Origin of the sequence: Mesorhizobium mediterraneum (assembly GCF_002284565.1) — a bacterium.
Taxonomy (GTDB): domain Bacteria; phylum Pseudomonadota; class Alphaproteobacteria; order Rhizobiales; family Rhizobiaceae; genus Mesorhizobium; species Mesorhizobium mediterraneum.
In genome coordinates, this window is the sequence record NZ_NPKI01000032.1 from 275165 (window position 1) to 291464 (window position 16300).

Consider the following 16300-nt stretch of genomic DNA (forward strand, 5'->3'; position numbering starts at 1 on the left):
TCCTGAACTCAGTGATGGCCGCCTTCGAGATAGGCGGCACGCACGTCCGGATCGGCGAGCAGCTCCTTGCCGGTGCCGCTCATCGTCACATTGCCGTTGACCATGACATAGCCCCGCGTGGCGAGCTTCAGCGCGCCGAAGGCGTTCTGCTCGACCAGGAACACGGTCAGCCCCTGCGTGCGGTTCAACTCGCGGATGGCGTCGAAGATCTGCTTGACGATCAGCGGCGCCAGGCCCAGCGACGGCTCGTCGAGCAGGAGCAGCTTCGGCCGCGCCATCAGCGCGCGCGCGATCGACAGCATCTGCTGCTCGCCGCCCGACAGCGTGCCGCCGCGCTGGGCAATGCGTTCCTTCAGGCGCGGAAACAGCGTGAACACCTTCTCGGCGTCCTCGTCGTAATGCTGGAGGTTGTCGAGGCTGGCGCCCATCTGCAGGTTTTCCATCACCGTCATGCGCGGGAAGATGCGCCGGCCCTCCGGCGACTGGGCGATGCGCATGCGCGCGATCTCATGGGTCGGCAGCTGGGTGATGTCGGTGCCGGCGAAGGTGATGGTACCCGCCCGCGCCCGTGGAGCACCGAAAATGGTCATCATCAGCGTCGACTTACCGGCGCCGTTGGCGCCGATCAGCGCCACGATCTCGCCCTGCTTGACGGTGACATCGACGCCGTTCAGCGCCCTGATGTTGCCGTAGTAGGTCTGGACACCCTTGATATCGAGCAGCGTTGTGCCGGCCATCACTTGCGCCCTCCGCGCTTGCCCGCCGCAGGCGTTGCAGAGACATGGCTTGTCTCCACCTTCCCCGCATCGACGCGACGCGAAAATTCCGTCTCCTTGCCAGCGGCAAGAAGCTTGGCCTGGCCAACCCAGTCCTCGCGTGCAATGCGCCCGTCGAAGGCCAGATAGGCTTCGACGGCGACGACGTCGGCCTTCTTCCATGCCGCGATCTGGTCGAAATGGAAGATGCCGTGCTGGTTGAGCTTCTTCTCGTTGACCGTGCCGATGCCCTTGATGCGGGTCAGATTGTCGGCCTTGCCGCCGCGCGGTGCTGTGAGGCGGTTCGAAACGCCCGCGGCCTTTTTGGCCGGTGCCTTGGTGGCTGGCTTTGCAGCGGCAGAAGATTTCGCGCGGGGCTCGGCTGCGGCAAGCTTCGAGCTTGGCTTACTTGCTGCGGCACTCGACCTTGCATCGACTTGCCCGGCTTTCGAGGCGCCCTTCGACACCGTGACGCGTTCGCCCTCGCTATGGCCGACCGTGTCGGTCACCGGCCCGGCAAGATACGAAGATGATGTGCCCGGCCCGTGCGCCGAATCCGGGCCCGTATCCAATTGCTCGATGACGTCTTCGTCGCCGACCTCGGTCAGCACCGTCTCGACTTCCTCGTCTTCGACCCCGAGATAGGCGGCGATGACACGCGGGTCGGTGCGTACCGCTTGCGGACTGCCGTCCGAGATCTTGCGCCCGTATTCGAGCACCACGACATGGTCGGAAATCTGCATGACCACCGCCATGTCGTGCTCGATCAGCAAGATTGAGGTGCCGGTGTTGTCTTTGATGTCCATCAGGAGCTCATTGAGCGCCATCGATTCCTTCGGATTGAGGCCGGCGGCCGGTTCGTCGAGGCAGAGCAGCTCCGGACCCGTGCACATGGCCCGCGCGATCTCCAGGCGCCGTTGCGCGCCGTAGGGCAGGTCGCCGGCCGGATCGTCGGCTCGGTCGACGAGATCGGCCTTTTCCAGCCAGTGTCTCGCCAGGTCGATCGACTCGGCCGACGCTGTCCGGTAGCCGGCGAAGCCGAACAGACCGAGGATGGTGTAGCCGGATGCCTTCATCAACTTGTTGTGCTGCGCCACCAGCAGGTTCTCCAGCAGCGTCATGCCCGAGAACAGACGAATGTTCTGGAAAGTGCGCGCCACCTTGGCGCGCGCCGGGATCTCATGATTCGGCAGGCGTTCAAGCAGATAGCTCGAGCCGTCGCGCCGATTGAGCGTGAGCATGCCTTCCGACGGCTTGTAGAAACCGGTGATGCAGTTGAACACGGTGGTCTTGCCGGCGCCGTTCGGCCCGATCAGCGCGGTGATCTCGCCGCGCTTGGCCTGGAAGGTCAGGTCGCCGATGGCAACGAGACCGCCGAACTTCATCGACAGATGCTCGACCTGCAGGATGGCATCGTTCATGGATAGGCTCGCATCACTCATCAGCCGTGGCCTTCCTTGGTGAAGGAGCCGGATACGGCCCTGCTCTCCTTGAGGAAGGCTGTCGGCTCGCGGCTGCCGACGAAGCCACGCGGCTTCCAAACCATGACGATGACCATGGCTATACCGAACAGCAGCATGCGGTAGAGTTCCGGGGTGAAATCTGGACCGAAGACCTGCTTCAGGAAATCGAGTTCGCGCAGCGCCTCGGTGCCGCCGATCATCACCATGGCGGCGACGGCGATGCCGACCAGCGAGCCCATGCCGCCGAGCACGACGATGGCGAGGATGATCGCCGATTCCAGGAAGATGAAGGATTCAGGGCTGACGAAACCTTGCCGCGCGGCGAAGAACGAGCCGGCGAAGCCGCCGAACATGGCGCCGGTGGCAAAGGCGGTGAGCTTGGTGGTGGTGGTGTTGATGCCGAGCGAGCGGCAGGCGATCTCGTCCTCTCGCAGCGCTTCCCAGGCGCGGCCGACGGGCATGCGCCTGAGCCTTATAGTGACGAAGGCGGTGAGCAGGCAGAGCCCGAGGATCAGGTAGTAGAGGAAGATCTTGTAGTAGGCGCCCGACTGGGCGATGTCGAGCACCTTGGCGATATAGTTTTCGTCCGCGACGTTGAACGACATCAGCCCGAAGAAAGAGACCTTCGGGATACCGGAAATGCCGGCCGAGCCGTTGGTGACCTCGCGCCAGTTGATCAGCACGAGACGAATGATCTCGCCGAAGGCCAGCGTCACAATCGCCAGATAGTCGCCGCGCAGGCGCAGCACCGGAAAGCCCAAAAGCACGCCCCAGAAGGCGGCCATGGCCCCGGCGGCCGGCAGCAGGATCCAGAACGACAGACCAAAATGCGTGCCGAGCAGCGCATAGGCATAGGCGCCGACGGCGTAGAACGCGACATAGCCGAGGTCGAGCAAGCCGGCGAGGCCAACGACGATATTCAGCCCCCACGCCAGCATCACATAGATCAGGATCTGGATGCCGAAATTGTCGACCCATTTCAGCGAGCCCTGAAAGCCGCCCACCATCGATCCGCTGTACACCGCAAGCACCAGCACGACGACGACAGGATAAATCGCCAGTGCGGCGATGCCCAATGCCGAGAAGTGGGCATGGATGAAGCTGCGGAAATAGAACAGCACCGAGGCGAGGGCATAGATGATCGCCAGCGCTCGCGCGAACCGTGCGTAACCGGCAAGACCCGGCCCCAGCAAATCATCGAGGGAGCCGGCCAGAAGAGCAAGCACGGCAACAATCACGATGGCCGCGATGAAATACGGCAACCGGAAGAACCGCGTCGCCGCGCTCTCCGGCAACAGGCCGGTGGCGATGTCGACGACCTTCTGGCTGGCCAGGAAGGGTTGGCCATAGGCGACATAGACAAAGCGCCCGACCATGGTCAGCACAACCACGGTAAAGAGAAGCCACCAGCGCTGTACGAGGATCAGTTCGTTCGAGATGTTCTGATCGGTCCTCAGGCCGATGAACAGCACGAACAGGCCGAGCGCGATGGCGCCGGCATAAAGCGCCTCGCGCGTGGCGCGCTGCACAGGTGTGGCGACGATGTCGCGCTCCGGAGATACGGTGCCGACCATGATCTCAGACCTTTTCGACTTCTGGCCGGCCCAGAATGCCGGAAGGCAGGAAGATCAACACGATCGCCAGGATGGAGAAGGCGGCGACGTCCTTGTAGTCGATCGAGAAATAGGCCGACCACATGCTCTCGATGAAGCCGATCATCAGCCCACCGAGCACGGCGCCGGGCAGCGAGCCGATGCCGCCGAGCACGGCCGCGGTGAACGCCTTCACGCCGGGCGTGAAGCCGTCGGAGAAGGCGATGACGCCGTAATACATCAGGAACAGCGTGCCGGCGACGGCGGCAAGGGCCGCGCCCATGACGAAGGTGATCGAGATGGTGCGGTCGACGTCGATACCGAGCAGCGCCGCCATCTTGCGGTCCTGCTCGCACGCTCTTTGCGCTCGACCAAGCGAGGTCTTGTTGACCAGGTACCAGAACAGCGCCAGCAGCAGCGCGGTGACGACGACGATGATGATCTGCTTCAGCGATACGCTGATGCCCTCGATATTGTAGACCTTGGACACCATCGGCGGGATCGGCTTGTTGCGCGGGCCTTGCGTCACCTGGACGAAGTTGGACAGCGCGATCGACATGCCGATAGCGGTGATCAGCGGCGCCAGCCGGAACGAGCCGCGCAAGGGCCGGTAGGCCACCTTCTCGATCGTCCAGTTATACAGGCTGGTCAGCAGCATCGCCACGATCATCATGACCAGGAGCGCGATCACCACCGGCACCGAATAGAACAACGCACCGAGGATAAGGAAAACGATGAGGGCGGTGAAGGCGCCGATCATGAAGATGTCGCCATGGGCGAAATTGATCATGCCGATGATGCCGTAGACCATCGTATAGCCGATCGCTATCAGTCCATAGATCGATCCCAGCGTCAGCCCGTTGATAAGCTGCTGGACAAAATACTGCATGCTGTCGTGGCTCCCCTGGAATGTCGCCCATGCAGACGCATTCCTTTTCGTATTTCCCCTAGTCGTAAAGTTTCGAGCCCGGATTGCAACGTCATTTTTTAATCGTGATGCGTGATTTTGAAGCACGCCGCTCGGATTGCCCGTTCTTTCCCTTCCGGCCTCTGGACTATCGCGGACCCTATCATTGGCATAACGCAATGTCTTTGACGATTCGGCGTCAAAATGCACGTCGTTTCGAAGGAATCGCCGTCAAAATAAGTTGATGAGCGGGATCGTTGCGCCGCCGACGCAGTCGATCTTTGCATTCCATTCGTTTCCCTTGGGTTAGGATCCTCTCTATTTGACGACGAATCCGTGCGCGAACGGATCGCGGTCGTCGATGAAGATCGTGTTCAATCCGGTCATGCGCGCCCAGCCGCCGATCGAGGGAATGATCGCGGGCTTGCCTGCCACCGTGACTTCTTTCTCGACCCTGCCCTTGAACAGCGAGCCGATGATAGATTCATGGACGAAATCGTCGCCGGCTCTAAGCTTGCCCTTGGCGTGAAGCTGCGCCATCCGCGCCGAGGTGCCGGTGCCGCAAGGCGAGCGGTCGATCGCCTTGTCGCCGTAGAAAACGGCGTTGCGCGCATCGGCTTGGCTGTCGGTCGGCGCCCCCGTCCACAGCATATGCGACAGCCGGTCGATGCCGGGATTGTCGGGATGCACGAAAGAGTACTTTTCGTTGAGCCGCTGCCGCACCACCGGGCTCCAGGCGATGAGGTCGCCGGCGGAATGCTCGGCCATGTCGCGATAGTTCTTCTGCGGCTCGACGATGGCGTAGAAATTGCCGCCATAGGCGACATCGACACTGATCTCGCCGAGTTGCGGACATTCGACCGTCAGACCCTCGGCATAGAGGAAGGACGGGACGTTGGTGATGCGCACCTCCTCGACATAGTCGCCGACCTGTTTGTACTCGGCGGTGACCAGGCCGGCCGGCGTGTCCAGCCTCAGCAAACCCGGCGTCTTCGGCTTGATGAGCCCGTGCTCGATGGCCATCGTCACCGTGCCGATGGTGCCGTGACCGCACATTGGCAGGCAGCCCGAGGTTTCGATGAACAGTATGGCGATGTCGCAATCGGGCCTCGTCGGCGGATAGAGGATCGAGCCGGACATCACGTCATGGCCGCGCGGCTCGAACATCAGCCCGGTGCGGATCCAGTCATATTCGGCCAGGAAATGCGCGCGCCGCTCCATCATCGTCGCGCCCTGGAGCAGCGGTCCGCCGCCGGCGACAAGCCGCACGGGATTGCCGCAGGTGTGACCGTCGATGCAGAAGAAGGAGTGGCGCGCCATTTCTAGATCCCGTCAGAAGCGGTTCGGAGAAAACGGAGAAAGATCAAACACCGGATTTTGGCCGAGAATGAGATCGCGGATCAAGCGTCCGGTGGCAGCCGCCTGGGTCAGGCCGAGATGGCCGTGGCCGAAGGCATAGACAATCGTGCCGGCCTGCCTGGCGGCACCGATCACCGGTAGCGAATCCGGCAGCGACGGCCGGAACCCCATCCATTCGCGGCCACCGGCCGGATCAAGCCCCGGCAGGAAGCTTTTGGCCTTTTCGAGCAGCGCTTTCGAGCGGGCGTAGTTTGGCGGCCGCTCGATGCCACCGAGCTCGACGGCGCCGCCGACGCGCACACCGGTTTCAAGCGGGGTGACGACGAAGCCATGGCCGGAGAAGATCAGTTGCCGCTTCACGTCGAAGGCGGTCTTCGGCAGGGTCGTGTTGTAGCCGCGCTCGGTTTCGAGCGGGATGCGGTCGCCGAGATGTTTCGCCAGCAGATGCGACCACGCGCCAGCGGCGATGACGAGGCATTTTGCCTGCCGCGCCGTGCCGTCGGCCAGCGTCAATGTCGCGCCATCCTGCCCCGCTCCGACACGGTCGATCCGAGCCTTTTCGAAACGCGCACCGTTCTTCTCGGCATAGGCCCAGATCGCTTTGCCCAATGATTTCGGGTCCGTAACGGTCTTCCATCCCGGCACGAAAGTACCCTTGACGAAGCGCGGCGACAGGCCCGGCTGCAAGGCGGCGAGAGCATCGCCTTCGACATGGCTGAAGCCGATGCCGAAGCGCTGCCTGGCCGCCCAGCCGGGCAGCGACGCCTTGAACTCGGCCTCGCTCTCGTAAAGTTCGAGCGAGCCGTCCTCGCGCAGCATGTTTCCGGTGCCCGAGCGCGCCATCAGCCCGACCCATTCGGCCTCGGCGAGCCGCATCATGCCGGCCTGCGCCGCGAGGCTGGCCTCGTAGCGGTCGCTTCGCCCGGCGCGCCAGAAGCGGACAAGCCAGGGCAACAGCTTCGGCAGGTAGGCGGGCGGGATGCTGAGCGGGCCGAGCGGATCGGCAAGCCATTTTGGCAGATGCCTGATCATGCCCTTGTGGGCCAGCGGCAGCACGTCGGAAAAGGCCAAGGCGGCGGCATTGCCGGAACTCGTCTCCTCGCAGATCCCCGTCCGATCGAAGATCGTGACGTTTCGCCCTGCCTCGGCCAGATAGGCGGCGACACAGACGCCGATGATGCCGCCGCCGATAATGGCGATGTCTTCCCCTTTTCCCCGTTCACGGGGAGAAGGTGCTCGAAGGGCGGATGAGGGGCGGCTCCCCGCTTTTGCCGACTTGGAAATTCCTTGCACGTGGGCGCTGCCCCTCATCTGGCTGCCGCCATCTTCTCCCGTAAAACGGGAAGAAGAGAGCTTGCCTCAAAACGTCGGCAGCTCCGGCCTTGCCCCCAGCGCATCCCTGACGATCTTTTCGACCGTCCTGCGGCGCTCGCCCGACAATGGCTGGCGCGGCATGCGCACGCGGTCGTTGGTGCTGATCGCCAAGACTTCGGCGAGCTTGATGTTCTGCACCAGATAGGTCGAGACGTCGAGGTCGAGCAGCGGCCGGAACCAGCGGTAGATTTTCAGTGCCTCCTCGCGGCGACCCTGCTTCATCAACTGGTAGATGGCGACCGTCTCGCGCGGAAACGCGGTGACCAGCCCCGCCACCCAGCCGATGGCGCCGACCGACAGCGCCTCGAACGCCAGATTGTCGACGCCGGTGAACAGGTCGTAGCGGTCGCCGAAGCGGTTGATGATCTCGGTCGAGCGGCGGATGTCGTCCGAGGATTCCTTGATGGCGACAAAGCGCTTGTCCTTCGCCAGCTCCTCCATCTGGTCGACGGTAACGTCGACACGATAGGCAAGCCGGTTGGAATAGATCATCACCGGCAGGTCGCCGGCCTCGGCGACAGCGCGCAGTGCGGCGACCGTCTCCTCCTCATTGGTGTGGTAGATCGGGCTCGGCACCACCATCAGCCCGTTGGCGCCCTCTTTCGCGGCGCGGCGCGCGATCGCCGCCGCCTCGCGCGTGCCGGCTTCGTTGACCGTCAGCAGAACCGGCTTGTTGCCTGCGATCTTCTGCGCGGTCTTCAGCACGTCGATCTTCTCGTCATGTGACAGCATCGGCCCTTCGCCGAGCGAGCCGCAGACGATGATGCCGTCGCAGCCGGCCTCCATCTGCAGCGCAAAGCAGCGCTCCATCTCGCCATGGTCGAGACGATCGTCCTCAGTGAATTTGGTCGTGACGGCGGGGAAAACTCCGGTCCACATGGTGGTCGCTCCATCTGATATATCAGTCGTATATTTATTAAGAAACGGACTGTCAACACGGATTTCGCTATGATATATCGAAAATATATCAGGAGCTCACCTTTGATATTCAGTGACACAAGCCCGGCATTCGAGCCTGTGGCGGCGAAAGCCTACCGTGTGCTCGAGCATATGATCGTGACGCTCGAACTGGCGCCTGCAAGCTTCATCACCGAGGGCGCCCTGATCGACAGGCTCGGGCTTGGCCGCACGCCGGTGCGCGAGGCGATCCAGCGACTGGCTTGGGAAGGACTGCTGGATGTCCGGCCCCGTGCCGGCATCGCCATTGCCCCGCTCCATCCCGGCGACTGGTTGCGCGTCCTCGATGCGCGGCGTGGCATCGAGGTGGTTCTCGCCCGCTCGGCCGCCCGCTTCGTCACCCGTGAAGCCGCTGACCTGTTTCACGATGCGGCACTGGCCATGCAGAAAGCGGTGATATCAGGCAATGTGCTGGCCTTCATTCAAGCCGACAAGGCGCTCGACGAGGCGCTGGCGCTGGCTGCCGACAACCCCTTCGCCGCACGGCTGGCCGCCCCCTTGCAGACCCACAGCCGCCGCTTCTGGTTCCGCTACAAGGCCGAAACCGGGCTCGCCGAATCGGCCGAGCACCACGTCGCGCTGATCCGCTCGATCCTCGCCGGCGACGAAGATGCTGCCGCTAAAGATGCCAAGCGCCTGATGGCGCTGCTACGCGGCCATGCCGAGACGGCCGCTACGCGCTGAGACCGCTCATCCGATCAATGTGTCCTGACCGTCATGCGTCCTGGTCGGCCGGGATCACCACGTTTTCCCAATGTTCGCCGGCCGCGACGATGCAGCTTCTGCCGGCGACATCGGTGACGATGATCGTCCAGCTTCCGGTCTCGGCGACAAAAACTTCCATGATCGCCACTTGACCGATCAGCCCGAAAGCAAACTGTCTTTCCTGGAAATTCTCAGTCAGGTGGGCGACGAGATCGCCATGTTCAACGCAGTACTGATATTGGGCGCTTGCGGCGTTCGTACCCGCCGCCAATGCGCCAGCAAGAACCAGGGTTTTCACCCAACCCAATAGCGATTTGCGTGCCATAGGGCACCTCCTTTGCCATCACGTCCGGCAAAGGGAGACGCCTCATTTTGCCGAAACGATCCAGGCCGGTTCCGACGTCATCACCATCGCGTCGTTCCTTTCCGTGTTCCGGTCTGTCATCAGCGGGGACGATTTTTGATGTTCCCACTATGTTCCATATATGGTGTCGGCAACGAAAAAGCGCAAGCAGGCGCCCGCAGCGGGCGCCTGTGGATCCGTTTCAAGGTGATCGCAGAGAACCGCGGCCTGCGCGGCTATGCCGAAACCGCGGCCGCAGCAAAAAAAGGGCCACGCTCAGGTGCCTGGCAGCGCCGCTGTCGTCACCGCGCTCTCCCAGCCTTCACCCACCGAAACCACGCAGCTTTGACCGCGTGTGTCGCTGGCGAGGATGGTCCAGGTGCCTTGGTCGGAAACGAAGACTTCAACGATCACATTCCGATTGACGACGCCGAGCGCGGTCGGATTTTCACGGAACTTCTCGCCGAGCGCCTTGATCATGTCGGCTCGTGCCGCGCATTGTTCGGCCGCCATTGCCGGGGCGGCGGAAAACGCCGCCGCGGCGGCGCAAAGTATCGTCACCATAAGACGTGTCATCTGACACCTCCCTTGCGCCGACCGATGCCCCCGCAGCTGTCGCCAGCGCCGTTGGTTGATCTGCCGCGCCTCCTTCGCGGCAGGATTGCAAGTTAAGACTTCTGCTGCCCGCCCGGTTCCATCACATTAGCGTTCAGGAATATATGGACCGCGACCGGTCAGCAAAAAGGCCCGGTCTCTAGCCGGGCCTCTTCGTCTTCAATCTGAATCCGGAACCGTCCGGCTAGTTCATCGTCGGGATGACGAACTCTGCCCCATCTTTCACACCTGACGGCCAGCGCGAGGTCACCGTCTTGGTCTTGGTATAGAAACGGAACGCGTCCGGTCCGTGCTGGTTGAGGTCGCCGAAGGAGGACGCTTTCCAGCCGCCGAAGGTGTAGTAGGCGATCGGAACCGGGATCGGCACATTGACACCGACCATGCCGACCTGGACCCTCGAGGCGAAGTCGCGCGCCGCATCGCCGTCGCGGGTGAAGATGGCGACGCCGTTGCCCATTTCGTGGTCGTTGGCGAGCTTGATCGCGTTCTCATAGGTCGGCGCGCGCACCACCGAGAGCACCGGCCCAAAGATCTCTTCCTTGTAGATGCGCATGTCTGATGTCACGTTGTCGAACAGGCAGCCGCCCATATAGTAGCCGTTCTCGTAGCCCTGCATGGAAAAGCCGCGGCCGTCGACGACCAGCTTGGCGCCTTCCTTGACACCGGTGTCGACATAACCTTTGACCCGCTCCAGCGCCTGCGCCGTCACCAGCGGGCCGAAATCGGCGGATGAATCCGTCGAGGGACCGACCTTCAGGCTTTCCACCCGCGGCACTAGCTTTTCCATCAGCCGGTTGGCGGTATCGTTGCCGACCGGGACGGCGACGGAAATCGCCATGCAGCGCTCGCCGGCCGAGCCGTAGCCGGCGCCGATCAGTGCGTCGACGGTCTGGTCCATGTCGGCGTCGGGCATGATGATCATGTGGTTCTTGGCGCCGCCGAAGCACTGCACGCGCTTGCCCGAGGCGGTGCCGCGCGAATAGATGTAGTGGGCGATCGGCGTCGAGCCGACAAAGCCGATGGCCTTGATATCGGGGTCGTCGAGGATGGCATCGACCGCCTCCTTGTCGCCGTTGACGACGTTGAGGATGCCCGCCGGCAGGCCGGCCTCGATGAACAGCTCCGCGATGCGCAACGGCACGCCCGGGTCGCGCTCCGAAGGCTTCAGGATGAAGGCGTTGCCGCAGGCGATGGCCGGCGCGATCTTCCACAACGGGATCATCGCCGGAAAATTGAACGGCGTGATGCCGGCGACGACGCCGAGCGGCTGGCGCATCGAATAGACGTCGATGCCGGGGCCGGCGCCATCGGTGAACTCGCCCTTCATCATATGCGGCGCGCCGATGCAGACCTCGACCACTTCCAGCCCGCGCTGGATGTCGCCCTTGGCGTCGGCGATGGTCTTGCCGTGCTCGCGCGCCAGAATGTCGGCCAGCGAATCATACTCTTTGGCGACCAGTTCGAGGAACTTCATCAAGACGCGCACGCGCCGCTGCGGGTTGGTCGCTGCCCAGCCGGGCTGCGCGGCCCTGGCGTTTTCCACCGCCGCGCGCAGTTCCGCCTGCGAAGCCAGCGCCACCGTGCCGCGCACCGTGCCGTCCATCGGCTGCATGACATCCTGCTTGCGGCCGCTGGTCCCAGCGACACGCTTGCCGCCGATGAAATGACCGTATTCGATCATGATCTCTCTCCCTGTATTTGTGATGCGGCATTGTCCGCCTTTGCGCGACCGATGGCAACGCGAGCGAAAACGCAACCGTTGTGCGTAAAATAGATAGCAATTGACGGCAGAACATCAATTCTCGCAAATAGTAAGGATGCAGGTCCCTAGCAGCAAGGATTGAGAGATGAGTTCCTTCGCGCCCCCCTCTGTCCTACCGGACATCTCCCCCACGAGGGGGGAGATTGGCTGTCATCCCCGCTTTCGCCAACCCGCAACGCTGCAAGAAAGTCGCCGCCGGAGCGGCCGGCCGATCTCCCCCCAAGTGGGGGAGATGTCCGGCAGGACAGAGGGGCGCGCCCTAGAGCGCTGCCGTAATCGGCGTCATACGGACCATTCCCATGAACTGGGATGACGTCCGCATCTTCCTCGCCGTGGCGCGGGCCGGCCAAATCCTCGGCGCGGCTAAGCGGTTGGAGCTCAATCACGCCACTGTCTCGCGCCGCATCGCCGCACTTGAGGATGCGCTGCGCACAAAACTCTTTCGCCGGCTTACCACCGGTAGCGAGCTGACGCCGTCGGGCGAGCGCTTCCTCGACATCGCTGAGCGCATGGAAGGCGATATGATCGCCGCGCGCTCGACCGTGGCGGGCGAAGGCGACGATGTCTCCGGCACCGTGCGCATCGGCGCGCCTGATGGCTTCGGCGTCGCCTTCCTGGCCAAACGCCTCGGCGCACTGACGGCGCTTCACCGCGAACTTACCATCCAGCTGGTGCCGGTGCCGCGTTCCTTCTCGCTGTCCAGGCGCGAGGCCGACATCGCCATCACCGTCGAGCGGCCGACCGAAGGCAGGCTGGTGGCGGGCAAGCTGGTCGACTACACGCTCGGCCTGTTCGCGTCCCAGGCCTATGCCGAAGCGCATGGCCTGCCCCAAACGCCCGCCGAGCTCGGGCGGCACACGCTGATCGGCTATGTGCCGGACCTCATCGTCAGCCCCTCGCTCGACTATGCGGCCGAGTTCAGCGCCGACTGGCGCACCAGCTTCGCCATCTCCTCGGCGCTCGGCCAGGCCGAAGCGGTGCGCTCCGGCGCCGGCATCGGCATCCTGCACACCTTCGTCGCCCGCTCGATGCCGGAACTGGTGGCTGTCGACATCGTCGCGCCCATCCGCCGTGCCTACTGGCTGGTCTATCACGAATCGGTCAGGCCGCTGCGCCGCGTCCAGATCGTCGCGAGCTTCATCACCAAGGCAGTGGAACGGGAGCGGGGATTGTTCGTCTGACGAGATTCACCCGACCCATTGAAATTGTGATGTCCCCAAAACACTGCGCAGTTTTGGGGCGAAGTCACCGCCCTCAAAGGCCGGGCTCGATGAAGGAAGCCTTCTGGTCCTACCGCTGGTATCGCTCCGGTCCGAGATCGCGGACATTGATGTCCGGTACCCGGTTGGAGATGATGTCGGCCAGCACCTTGGCCGAGCCGCAGGCCATGGTCCAGCCGAGCGTGCCGTGGCCGGTGTTGAGATAGAGGTTGGAAAATTCGGTGCGGCCGATCAGCGGCGGCCCGTCCGGCGTCATCGGCCGCAACCCGCACCAGAAACTCGCTGACCGCATGTCGCCGCTGCCTGGAAAAAGGTCGCCGACCGAATGTTCTAGCGTGCGCCGCCGCGTTTCATGCAGCCTCAGGTCGAAGCCGGAAATCTCCGCTGTGCCGCCGACCCGGATGCGATCGCCGAGCCTGGTGATCGCCACCTTGTAGGTCTCGTCCATCACTGTCGACACCGGTGCTGCGACAGCATCCTTGATCGGCAGGGTGATCGAATAGCCCTTGACCGGATAGACCGGTATGGACCGTCTCAGCATGCGCATGAACTTGGCCGAATAGCTGCCCATCGCCATCACATAGGCGTCGGCAGTCTTCCAGCCCTTGCTGGTATTGATGTTGGCGATACTGTTGCGCTTGCGGATGATGCGCCTGATCGACATGTCGTATTCGAAGGTGACGCCGCGCGCCACGCAGAGCTCGGCCAGACGGTCGGTGAACATCTTGCAGTCACCGGTTTCGTCGCCCGGCAGCCGCAGGCCGCCGACGAATTTTTCACGCACCCCTGCCAGCCCCGGCTCGGCCGCTATGCAGCCGTCGGGATCGAGAATCTCGTAAGGAACGCCATATGTCTTGAGCACCTCGACATCGCCTGACGTGCCGTCGAGCTGCTGTTGCGTGCGAAAAAGCTGCAGCGTTCCCTTGGCGCGTTCATCATAGGCGATGCCGGTCGCCTCGCGCAGCGCCTTCAGCGTGTCGCGGCTGTATTCGGCCAGCGGCACCATGCGCGCCTTGTTCACCGCATAGCGCTCGGCCGTGCAGTTGCGCAGCATCCTGACCAGCCATAGCCACATATGCGGATCAAGAGTCGGCCGCACCACCAGCGGACCATGCTTCATCAACAGCCATTTGATCGCCTTCAACGGGACGCCGGGACCGGCCCAGGGCGAGGCGTAGCCGGGCGAGATCTCGCCGGCATTGGCAAAGCTGGTTTCCAGCGCCGGGCCCTTCTGGCGGTCGATCACCGTCACTTCATGGCCGGCCTCGGCGAGATAATAAGCGGTGGTGACTCCGATAACGCCGCCGCCCAGCACGAAGATCTTCATCGCATAGCTCTCCAGAACGACGTCTCGTCAGGGGTTTGGGGCGCGGCATCGTGGCTTCTGTCTGCCGGATTTTACGGCGTCCGCCAAGTGCCCAAGCATGTCGCCCAAAAGTATGCAGCGGTTTTGGGACAACGGCATGCATAAAAAAGCCCGCGCGCTATCCATTCACATAGCGCCGGTCACATAGCGCCGGTGAAAGCGGTGTCCGAGGCTGGTCAGGATTTCATAGCCGATGGTGCCGGCATGGCCGGCCGCCTGATCCACCGTCTGCGACGGCCCGATCAGCTCGACGAGATCGCCCGCCTTTAGCCTGTCGGGCGGCAGGGCCGAAATGTTGAGAACGATCGAATCCATCGATACGCGTCCGAGGAAGGGCAGCGGCACATTTTCGAACCAGGCGGCTGAGGCCGCGCGACGATGCCAGCCATCGGCATAGCCAAGCGAGATCGTTGCTGCGGCCAGCGGTTCGGTCACGTGAAAAATATGGCCATAGCCGACGCCGGCTCCCCTATCGAGGCTGCGCGTCTGAATGACCTTTGCCTGAAGCCGCACCACCGGCAGCATCGGATTTTCCTCCGCTGGCATCGGATTGATGCCGTAGAGCGCCGCACCGGGCCGGGCGAGGTCGTAATGAAAGGGCTGCCCAAGAAAGATGCCGGAGGAATTGGCGAGCGAGGCCGGCGCCTTTGGCAGCATCCTGCGCAGCCGCTCGAATTCCAGCCGCTGCTGCTCGTTGGCCGGATGCTTGGGCTCGTCGGCGCGAGCAAGATGGCTCATCACAAAGGTGACGTCGATACCGTCGAACGCCTGCGGATCGGCAGCGACGGCCTCCACCTCCGCTGCCGCCATGCCGAGCCGCGACATGCCGCTGTCGACCTGGATTGCAGCTTTAAGCGTGCGGCCGGCCCGCTGCGCCGCCGCGCGCCAGGCGGCGAGTTGGCCGACGCTGTTGATGACCGCGCCCAGCTCCGCTTCGACCGCTTCGCTTTCAGCGCCCGGCTGAATGCCGTTCAGCACATAGATCGCCGGCCGTGAGCCGAGCACCTGGCGCAGCAAGACACCTTCGACCAGATGCGCGACAAAGAAAATATCGCAGCCCTCGGCCGCCAGCGCTGCCGCCACCTGGGGCCCGCCGAGCCCGTAGCCGTCGGCCTTGACGACACCCGCGCAGCCGACGCCGCCCAGCCGCGCCTTGAGCCGCCGGTAGTTTTCGCGGATGGCGCCGAGATCGACGGTCAATATGGCGCCGGCCGCTGTCTCGCTGACGGCAACCTTTTCAGAAAGAGATTTTTTGGAGGCGTCGTTCATGCCAACCCCGTCTGCGGCGGATTGGCCATCAATAAGGCCACCGCGCTGACGCGGCAACCGTGGTCGGCGCGACCGCGGCTAGCGCCAAGCTACGCAACCAGATGCCGGAACGCCGCAACCACGTCCTCATAAACCTTGCGCTTGAACGGCACGATCAGGTCGGGCAATTCCTGCATCGGCCGCCATGCCCATTTGTCGAACTCGGCGGTGTGGCCGCCCGGTGGCGGATTGATCTCAATCTCGCTCACGTCGCCGTGAAAGCGGAAGGCAAACCATTTTTGCGTCTGGCCGCGATATCGCCCTTTGAAGGCGATGCCGACCAGATCGGCCGGCAGGTCGTAATATATCCAGTTCGGCGCCTCATCCAGCAGCGAGACCGAGCGCATGCCGGTCTCTTCATACAGTTCCCGCTGCGCCGCCTGCAGCGGTTCCTCGCCCTTGTCGATGCCGCCCTGCGGCATCTGCCAGAGCTGCGTCGTGCCGGCGAATTCGCTATCCGGCTCGGCAATGCGATGCCCGACCCAGACCAGGCCGTCACCATTGAGTATCATCAGTCCGACACAGGGGCGATAAGGCAGCGTCTCGGGATCGACCGGTTTTCTCTTCGCCATGC

General features: G+C 63.3%; 15 protein-coding genes. 2 read left to right on the top strand and 13 right to left on the bottom strand.

The genetic code is table 11. From position 1 onward, the window contains the following. Nucleotides 1–8: 8 nt before the first annotated feature. The 7 genes from CIT25_RS25150 to CIT25_RS25180 form a co-directional block, all read right to left on the bottom strand. On the bottom strand, nt 9–737 hold the full coding sequence (locus CIT25_RS25150) for an ABC transporter ATP-binding protein (RefSeq protein WP_095487479.1): 729 nt from the start codon (nt 735–737) through the stop codon (nt 9–11). Continuing rightward, nucleotides 737–2197 (bottom strand): ATP-binding cassette domain-containing protein, encoded by a 1461-nt coding sequence (locus CIT25_RS25155; protein WP_095487481.1) that lies wholly within the window; start codon nt 2195–2197, stop codon nt 737–739. The genes CIT25_RS25150 and CIT25_RS25155 overlap by 1 nt, the downstream gene beginning before the upstream one ends. Continuing rightward, complete coding sequence (gene livM / locus CIT25_RS25160) at nt 2197–3792, bottom strand: high-affinity branched-chain amino acid ABC transporter permease LivM (protein ID WP_095487483.1); 1596 nt, start codon at nt 3790–3792, stop codon at nt 2197–2199. The genes CIT25_RS25155 and livM overlap by 1 nt, the downstream gene beginning before the upstream one ends. A gap of 4 nt (nt 3793–3796) precedes the next feature. Continuing rightward, nucleotides 3797–4699 (bottom strand): branched-chain amino acid ABC transporter permease, encoded by a 903-nt coding sequence (locus CIT25_RS25165; protein ID WP_095487485.1) that lies wholly within the window; start codon nt 4697–4699, stop codon nt 3797–3799. A gap of 336 nt (nt 4700–5035) precedes the next feature. Continuing rightward, complete coding sequence (locus CIT25_RS25170) at nt 5036–6037, bottom strand: 4-hydroxyproline epimerase (protein WP_095487487.1); 1002 nt, start codon at nt 6035–6037, stop codon at nt 5036–5038. Between the two features lie 12 nt (nt 6038–6049). Beyond that, on the bottom strand, nt 6050–7387 hold the full coding sequence (locus CIT25_RS25175; protein ID WP_095487489.1) for an NAD(P)/FAD-dependent oxidoreductase: 1338 nt from the start codon (nt 7385–7387) through the stop codon (nt 6050–6052). 48 nt (nt 7388–7435) lie between these two features. Further along, a complete protein-coding gene (locus CIT25_RS25180; protein WP_095487491.1) occupies nt 7436–8329 on the bottom strand; it encodes a dihydrodipicolinate synthase family protein in 894 nt (297 codons plus the stop codon). A gap of 69 nt (nt 8330–8398) precedes the next feature. Between CIT25_RS25180 and CIT25_RS25185 the strand changes: the two genes are divergently transcribed. After that, on the top strand, nt 8399–9091 hold the full coding sequence (locus CIT25_RS25185) for a GntR family transcriptional regulator (protein ID WP_245329984.1): 693 nt from the start codon (nt 8399–8401) through the stop codon (nt 9089–9091). Nucleotides 9092–9122: 31 nt separating this feature from the next. On the opposite strand, the gene CIT25_RS25190 is transcribed toward CIT25_RS25185, so the two are convergent. The 3 genes from CIT25_RS25190 to CIT25_RS25200 all read right to left on the bottom strand — a co-directional run bounded on the left by CIT25_RS25190 (nt 9123) and on the right by CIT25_RS25200 (nt 11751). After that, nucleotides 9123–9437, bottom strand: a complete 315-nt coding sequence (locus CIT25_RS25190) for a hypothetical protein (RefSeq protein WP_095487493.1) — start codon at nt 9435–9437, stop codon at nt 9123–9125. Between the two features lie 294 nt (nt 9438–9731). Further along, nucleotides 9732–10031, bottom strand: a complete 300-nt coding sequence (locus CIT25_RS25195; protein WP_095487495.1) for a hypothetical protein — start codon at nt 10029–10031, stop codon at nt 9732–9734. A gap of 223 nt (nt 10032–10254) precedes the next feature. Further along, nucleotides 10255–11751 (bottom strand): CoA-acylating methylmalonate-semialdehyde dehydrogenase, encoded by a 1497-nt coding sequence (locus tag CIT25_RS25200; RefSeq protein WP_095487497.1) that lies wholly within the window; start codon nt 11749–11751, stop codon nt 10255–10257. A gap of 380 nt (nt 11752–12131) precedes the next feature. Between CIT25_RS25200 and CIT25_RS25210 the strand changes: the two genes are divergently transcribed. Then, nucleotides 12132–13013: a LysR family transcriptional regulator gene (locus CIT25_RS25210; RefSeq protein WP_095487499.1), complete on the top strand. Its 882-nt coding sequence runs from the start codon at nt 12132–12134 to the stop codon at nt 13011–13013. Between the two features lie 109 nt (nt 13014–13122). Here CIT25_RS25210 and CIT25_RS25215 read toward each other — a convergent pair whose 3' ends face one another. The 3 genes from CIT25_RS25215 to CIT25_RS25225 all read right to left on the bottom strand — a co-directional run bounded on the left by CIT25_RS25215 (nt 13123) and on the right by CIT25_RS25225 (nt 16298). Further along, the gene (locus CIT25_RS25215) at nt 13123–14379 is read right to left on the bottom strand and encodes a D-amino acid dehydrogenase (RefSeq protein ID WP_095487501.1); all 1257 of its coding nucleotides are present in this window, start codon (nt 14377–14379) and stop codon (nt 13123–13125) included. A gap of 165 nt (nt 14380–14544) precedes the next feature. Then, nucleotides 14545–15687, bottom strand: a complete 1143-nt coding sequence (alr, locus tag CIT25_RS25220; protein WP_095487503.1) for an alanine racemase — start codon at nt 15685–15687, stop codon at nt 14545–14547. Nucleotides 15688–15776: 89 nt separating this feature from the next. Beyond that, entirely contained in the window at nt 15777–16298 is a 522-nt protein-coding gene (locus CIT25_RS25225; protein WP_095487505.1) for an RNA pyrophosphohydrolase, read from the bottom strand. Between the last annotated feature and the right edge of the window lie 2 nt (nt 16299–16300).

What these genes read in the sequence shown, in the direction of transcription:
- CIT25_RS25225 (WP_095487505.1), bottom strand. Translation starts at nt 16,298, where the DNA reads ATGGCGAAGAGAAAACCGGTCGATCCCGAGACGCTGCCTTATCGCCCC.
- CIT25_RS25185 (WP_245329984.1), top strand. Translation starts at nt 8,399, where the DNA reads ATGATATATCGAAAATATATCAGGAGCTCACCTTTGATATTCAGTGAC.
- CIT25_RS25180 (WP_095487491.1), bottom strand. Translation starts at nt 8,329, where the DNA reads ATGTGGACCGGAGTTTTCCCCGCCGTCACGACCAAATTCACTGAGGAC.
- CIT25_RS25165 (WP_095487485.1), bottom strand. Translation starts at nt 4,699, where the DNA reads ATGCAGTATTTTGTCCAGCAGCTTATCAACGGGCTGACGCTGGGATCG.
- CIT25_RS25210 (WP_095487499.1), top strand. Translation starts at nt 12,132, where the DNA reads ATGAACTGGGATGACGTCCGCATCTTCCTCGCCGTGGCGCGGGCCGGC.
- CIT25_RS25195 (WP_095487495.1), bottom strand. Translation starts at nt 10,031, where the DNA reads ATGACACGTCTTATGGTGACGATACTTTGCGCCGCCGCGGCGGCGTTT.
- CIT25_RS25150 (WP_095487479.1), bottom strand. Translation starts at nt 737, where the DNA reads ATGGCCGGCACAACGCTGCTCGATATCAAGGGTGTCCAGACCTACTAC.
- CIT25_RS25170 (WP_095487487.1), bottom strand. Translation starts at nt 6,037, where the DNA reads ATGGCGCGCCACTCCTTCTTCTGCATCGACGGTCACACCTGCGGCAAT.
- CIT25_RS25155 (WP_095487481.1), bottom strand. Translation starts at nt 2,197, where the DNA reads ATGAGTGATGCGAGCCTATCCATGAACGATGCCATCCTGCAGGTCGAG.
- CIT25_RS25190 (WP_095487493.1), bottom strand. Translation starts at nt 9,437, where the DNA reads ATGGCACGCAAATCGCTATTGGGTTGGGTGAAAACCCTGGTTCTTGCT.
- alr (WP_095487503.1), bottom strand. Translation starts at nt 15,687, where the DNA reads ATGAACGACGCCTCCAAAAAATCTCTTTCTGAAAAGGTTGCCGTCAGC.
- CIT25_RS25215 (WP_095487501.1), bottom strand. Translation starts at nt 14,379, where the DNA reads ATGAAGATCTTCGTGCTGGGCGGCGGCGTTATCGGAGTCACCACCGCT.
- CIT25_RS25175 (WP_095487489.1), bottom strand. Translation starts at nt 7,387, where the DNA reads ATGAGGGGCAGCGCCCACGTGCAAGGAATTTCCAAGTCGGCAAAAGCG.
- livM (WP_095487483.1), bottom strand. Translation starts at nt 3,792, where the DNA reads ATGGTCGGCACCGTATCTCCGGAGCGCGACATCGTCGCCACACCTGTG.
- CIT25_RS25200 (WP_095487497.1), bottom strand. Translation starts at nt 11,751, where the DNA reads ATGATCGAATACGGTCATTTCATCGGCGGCAAGCGTGTCGCTGGGACC.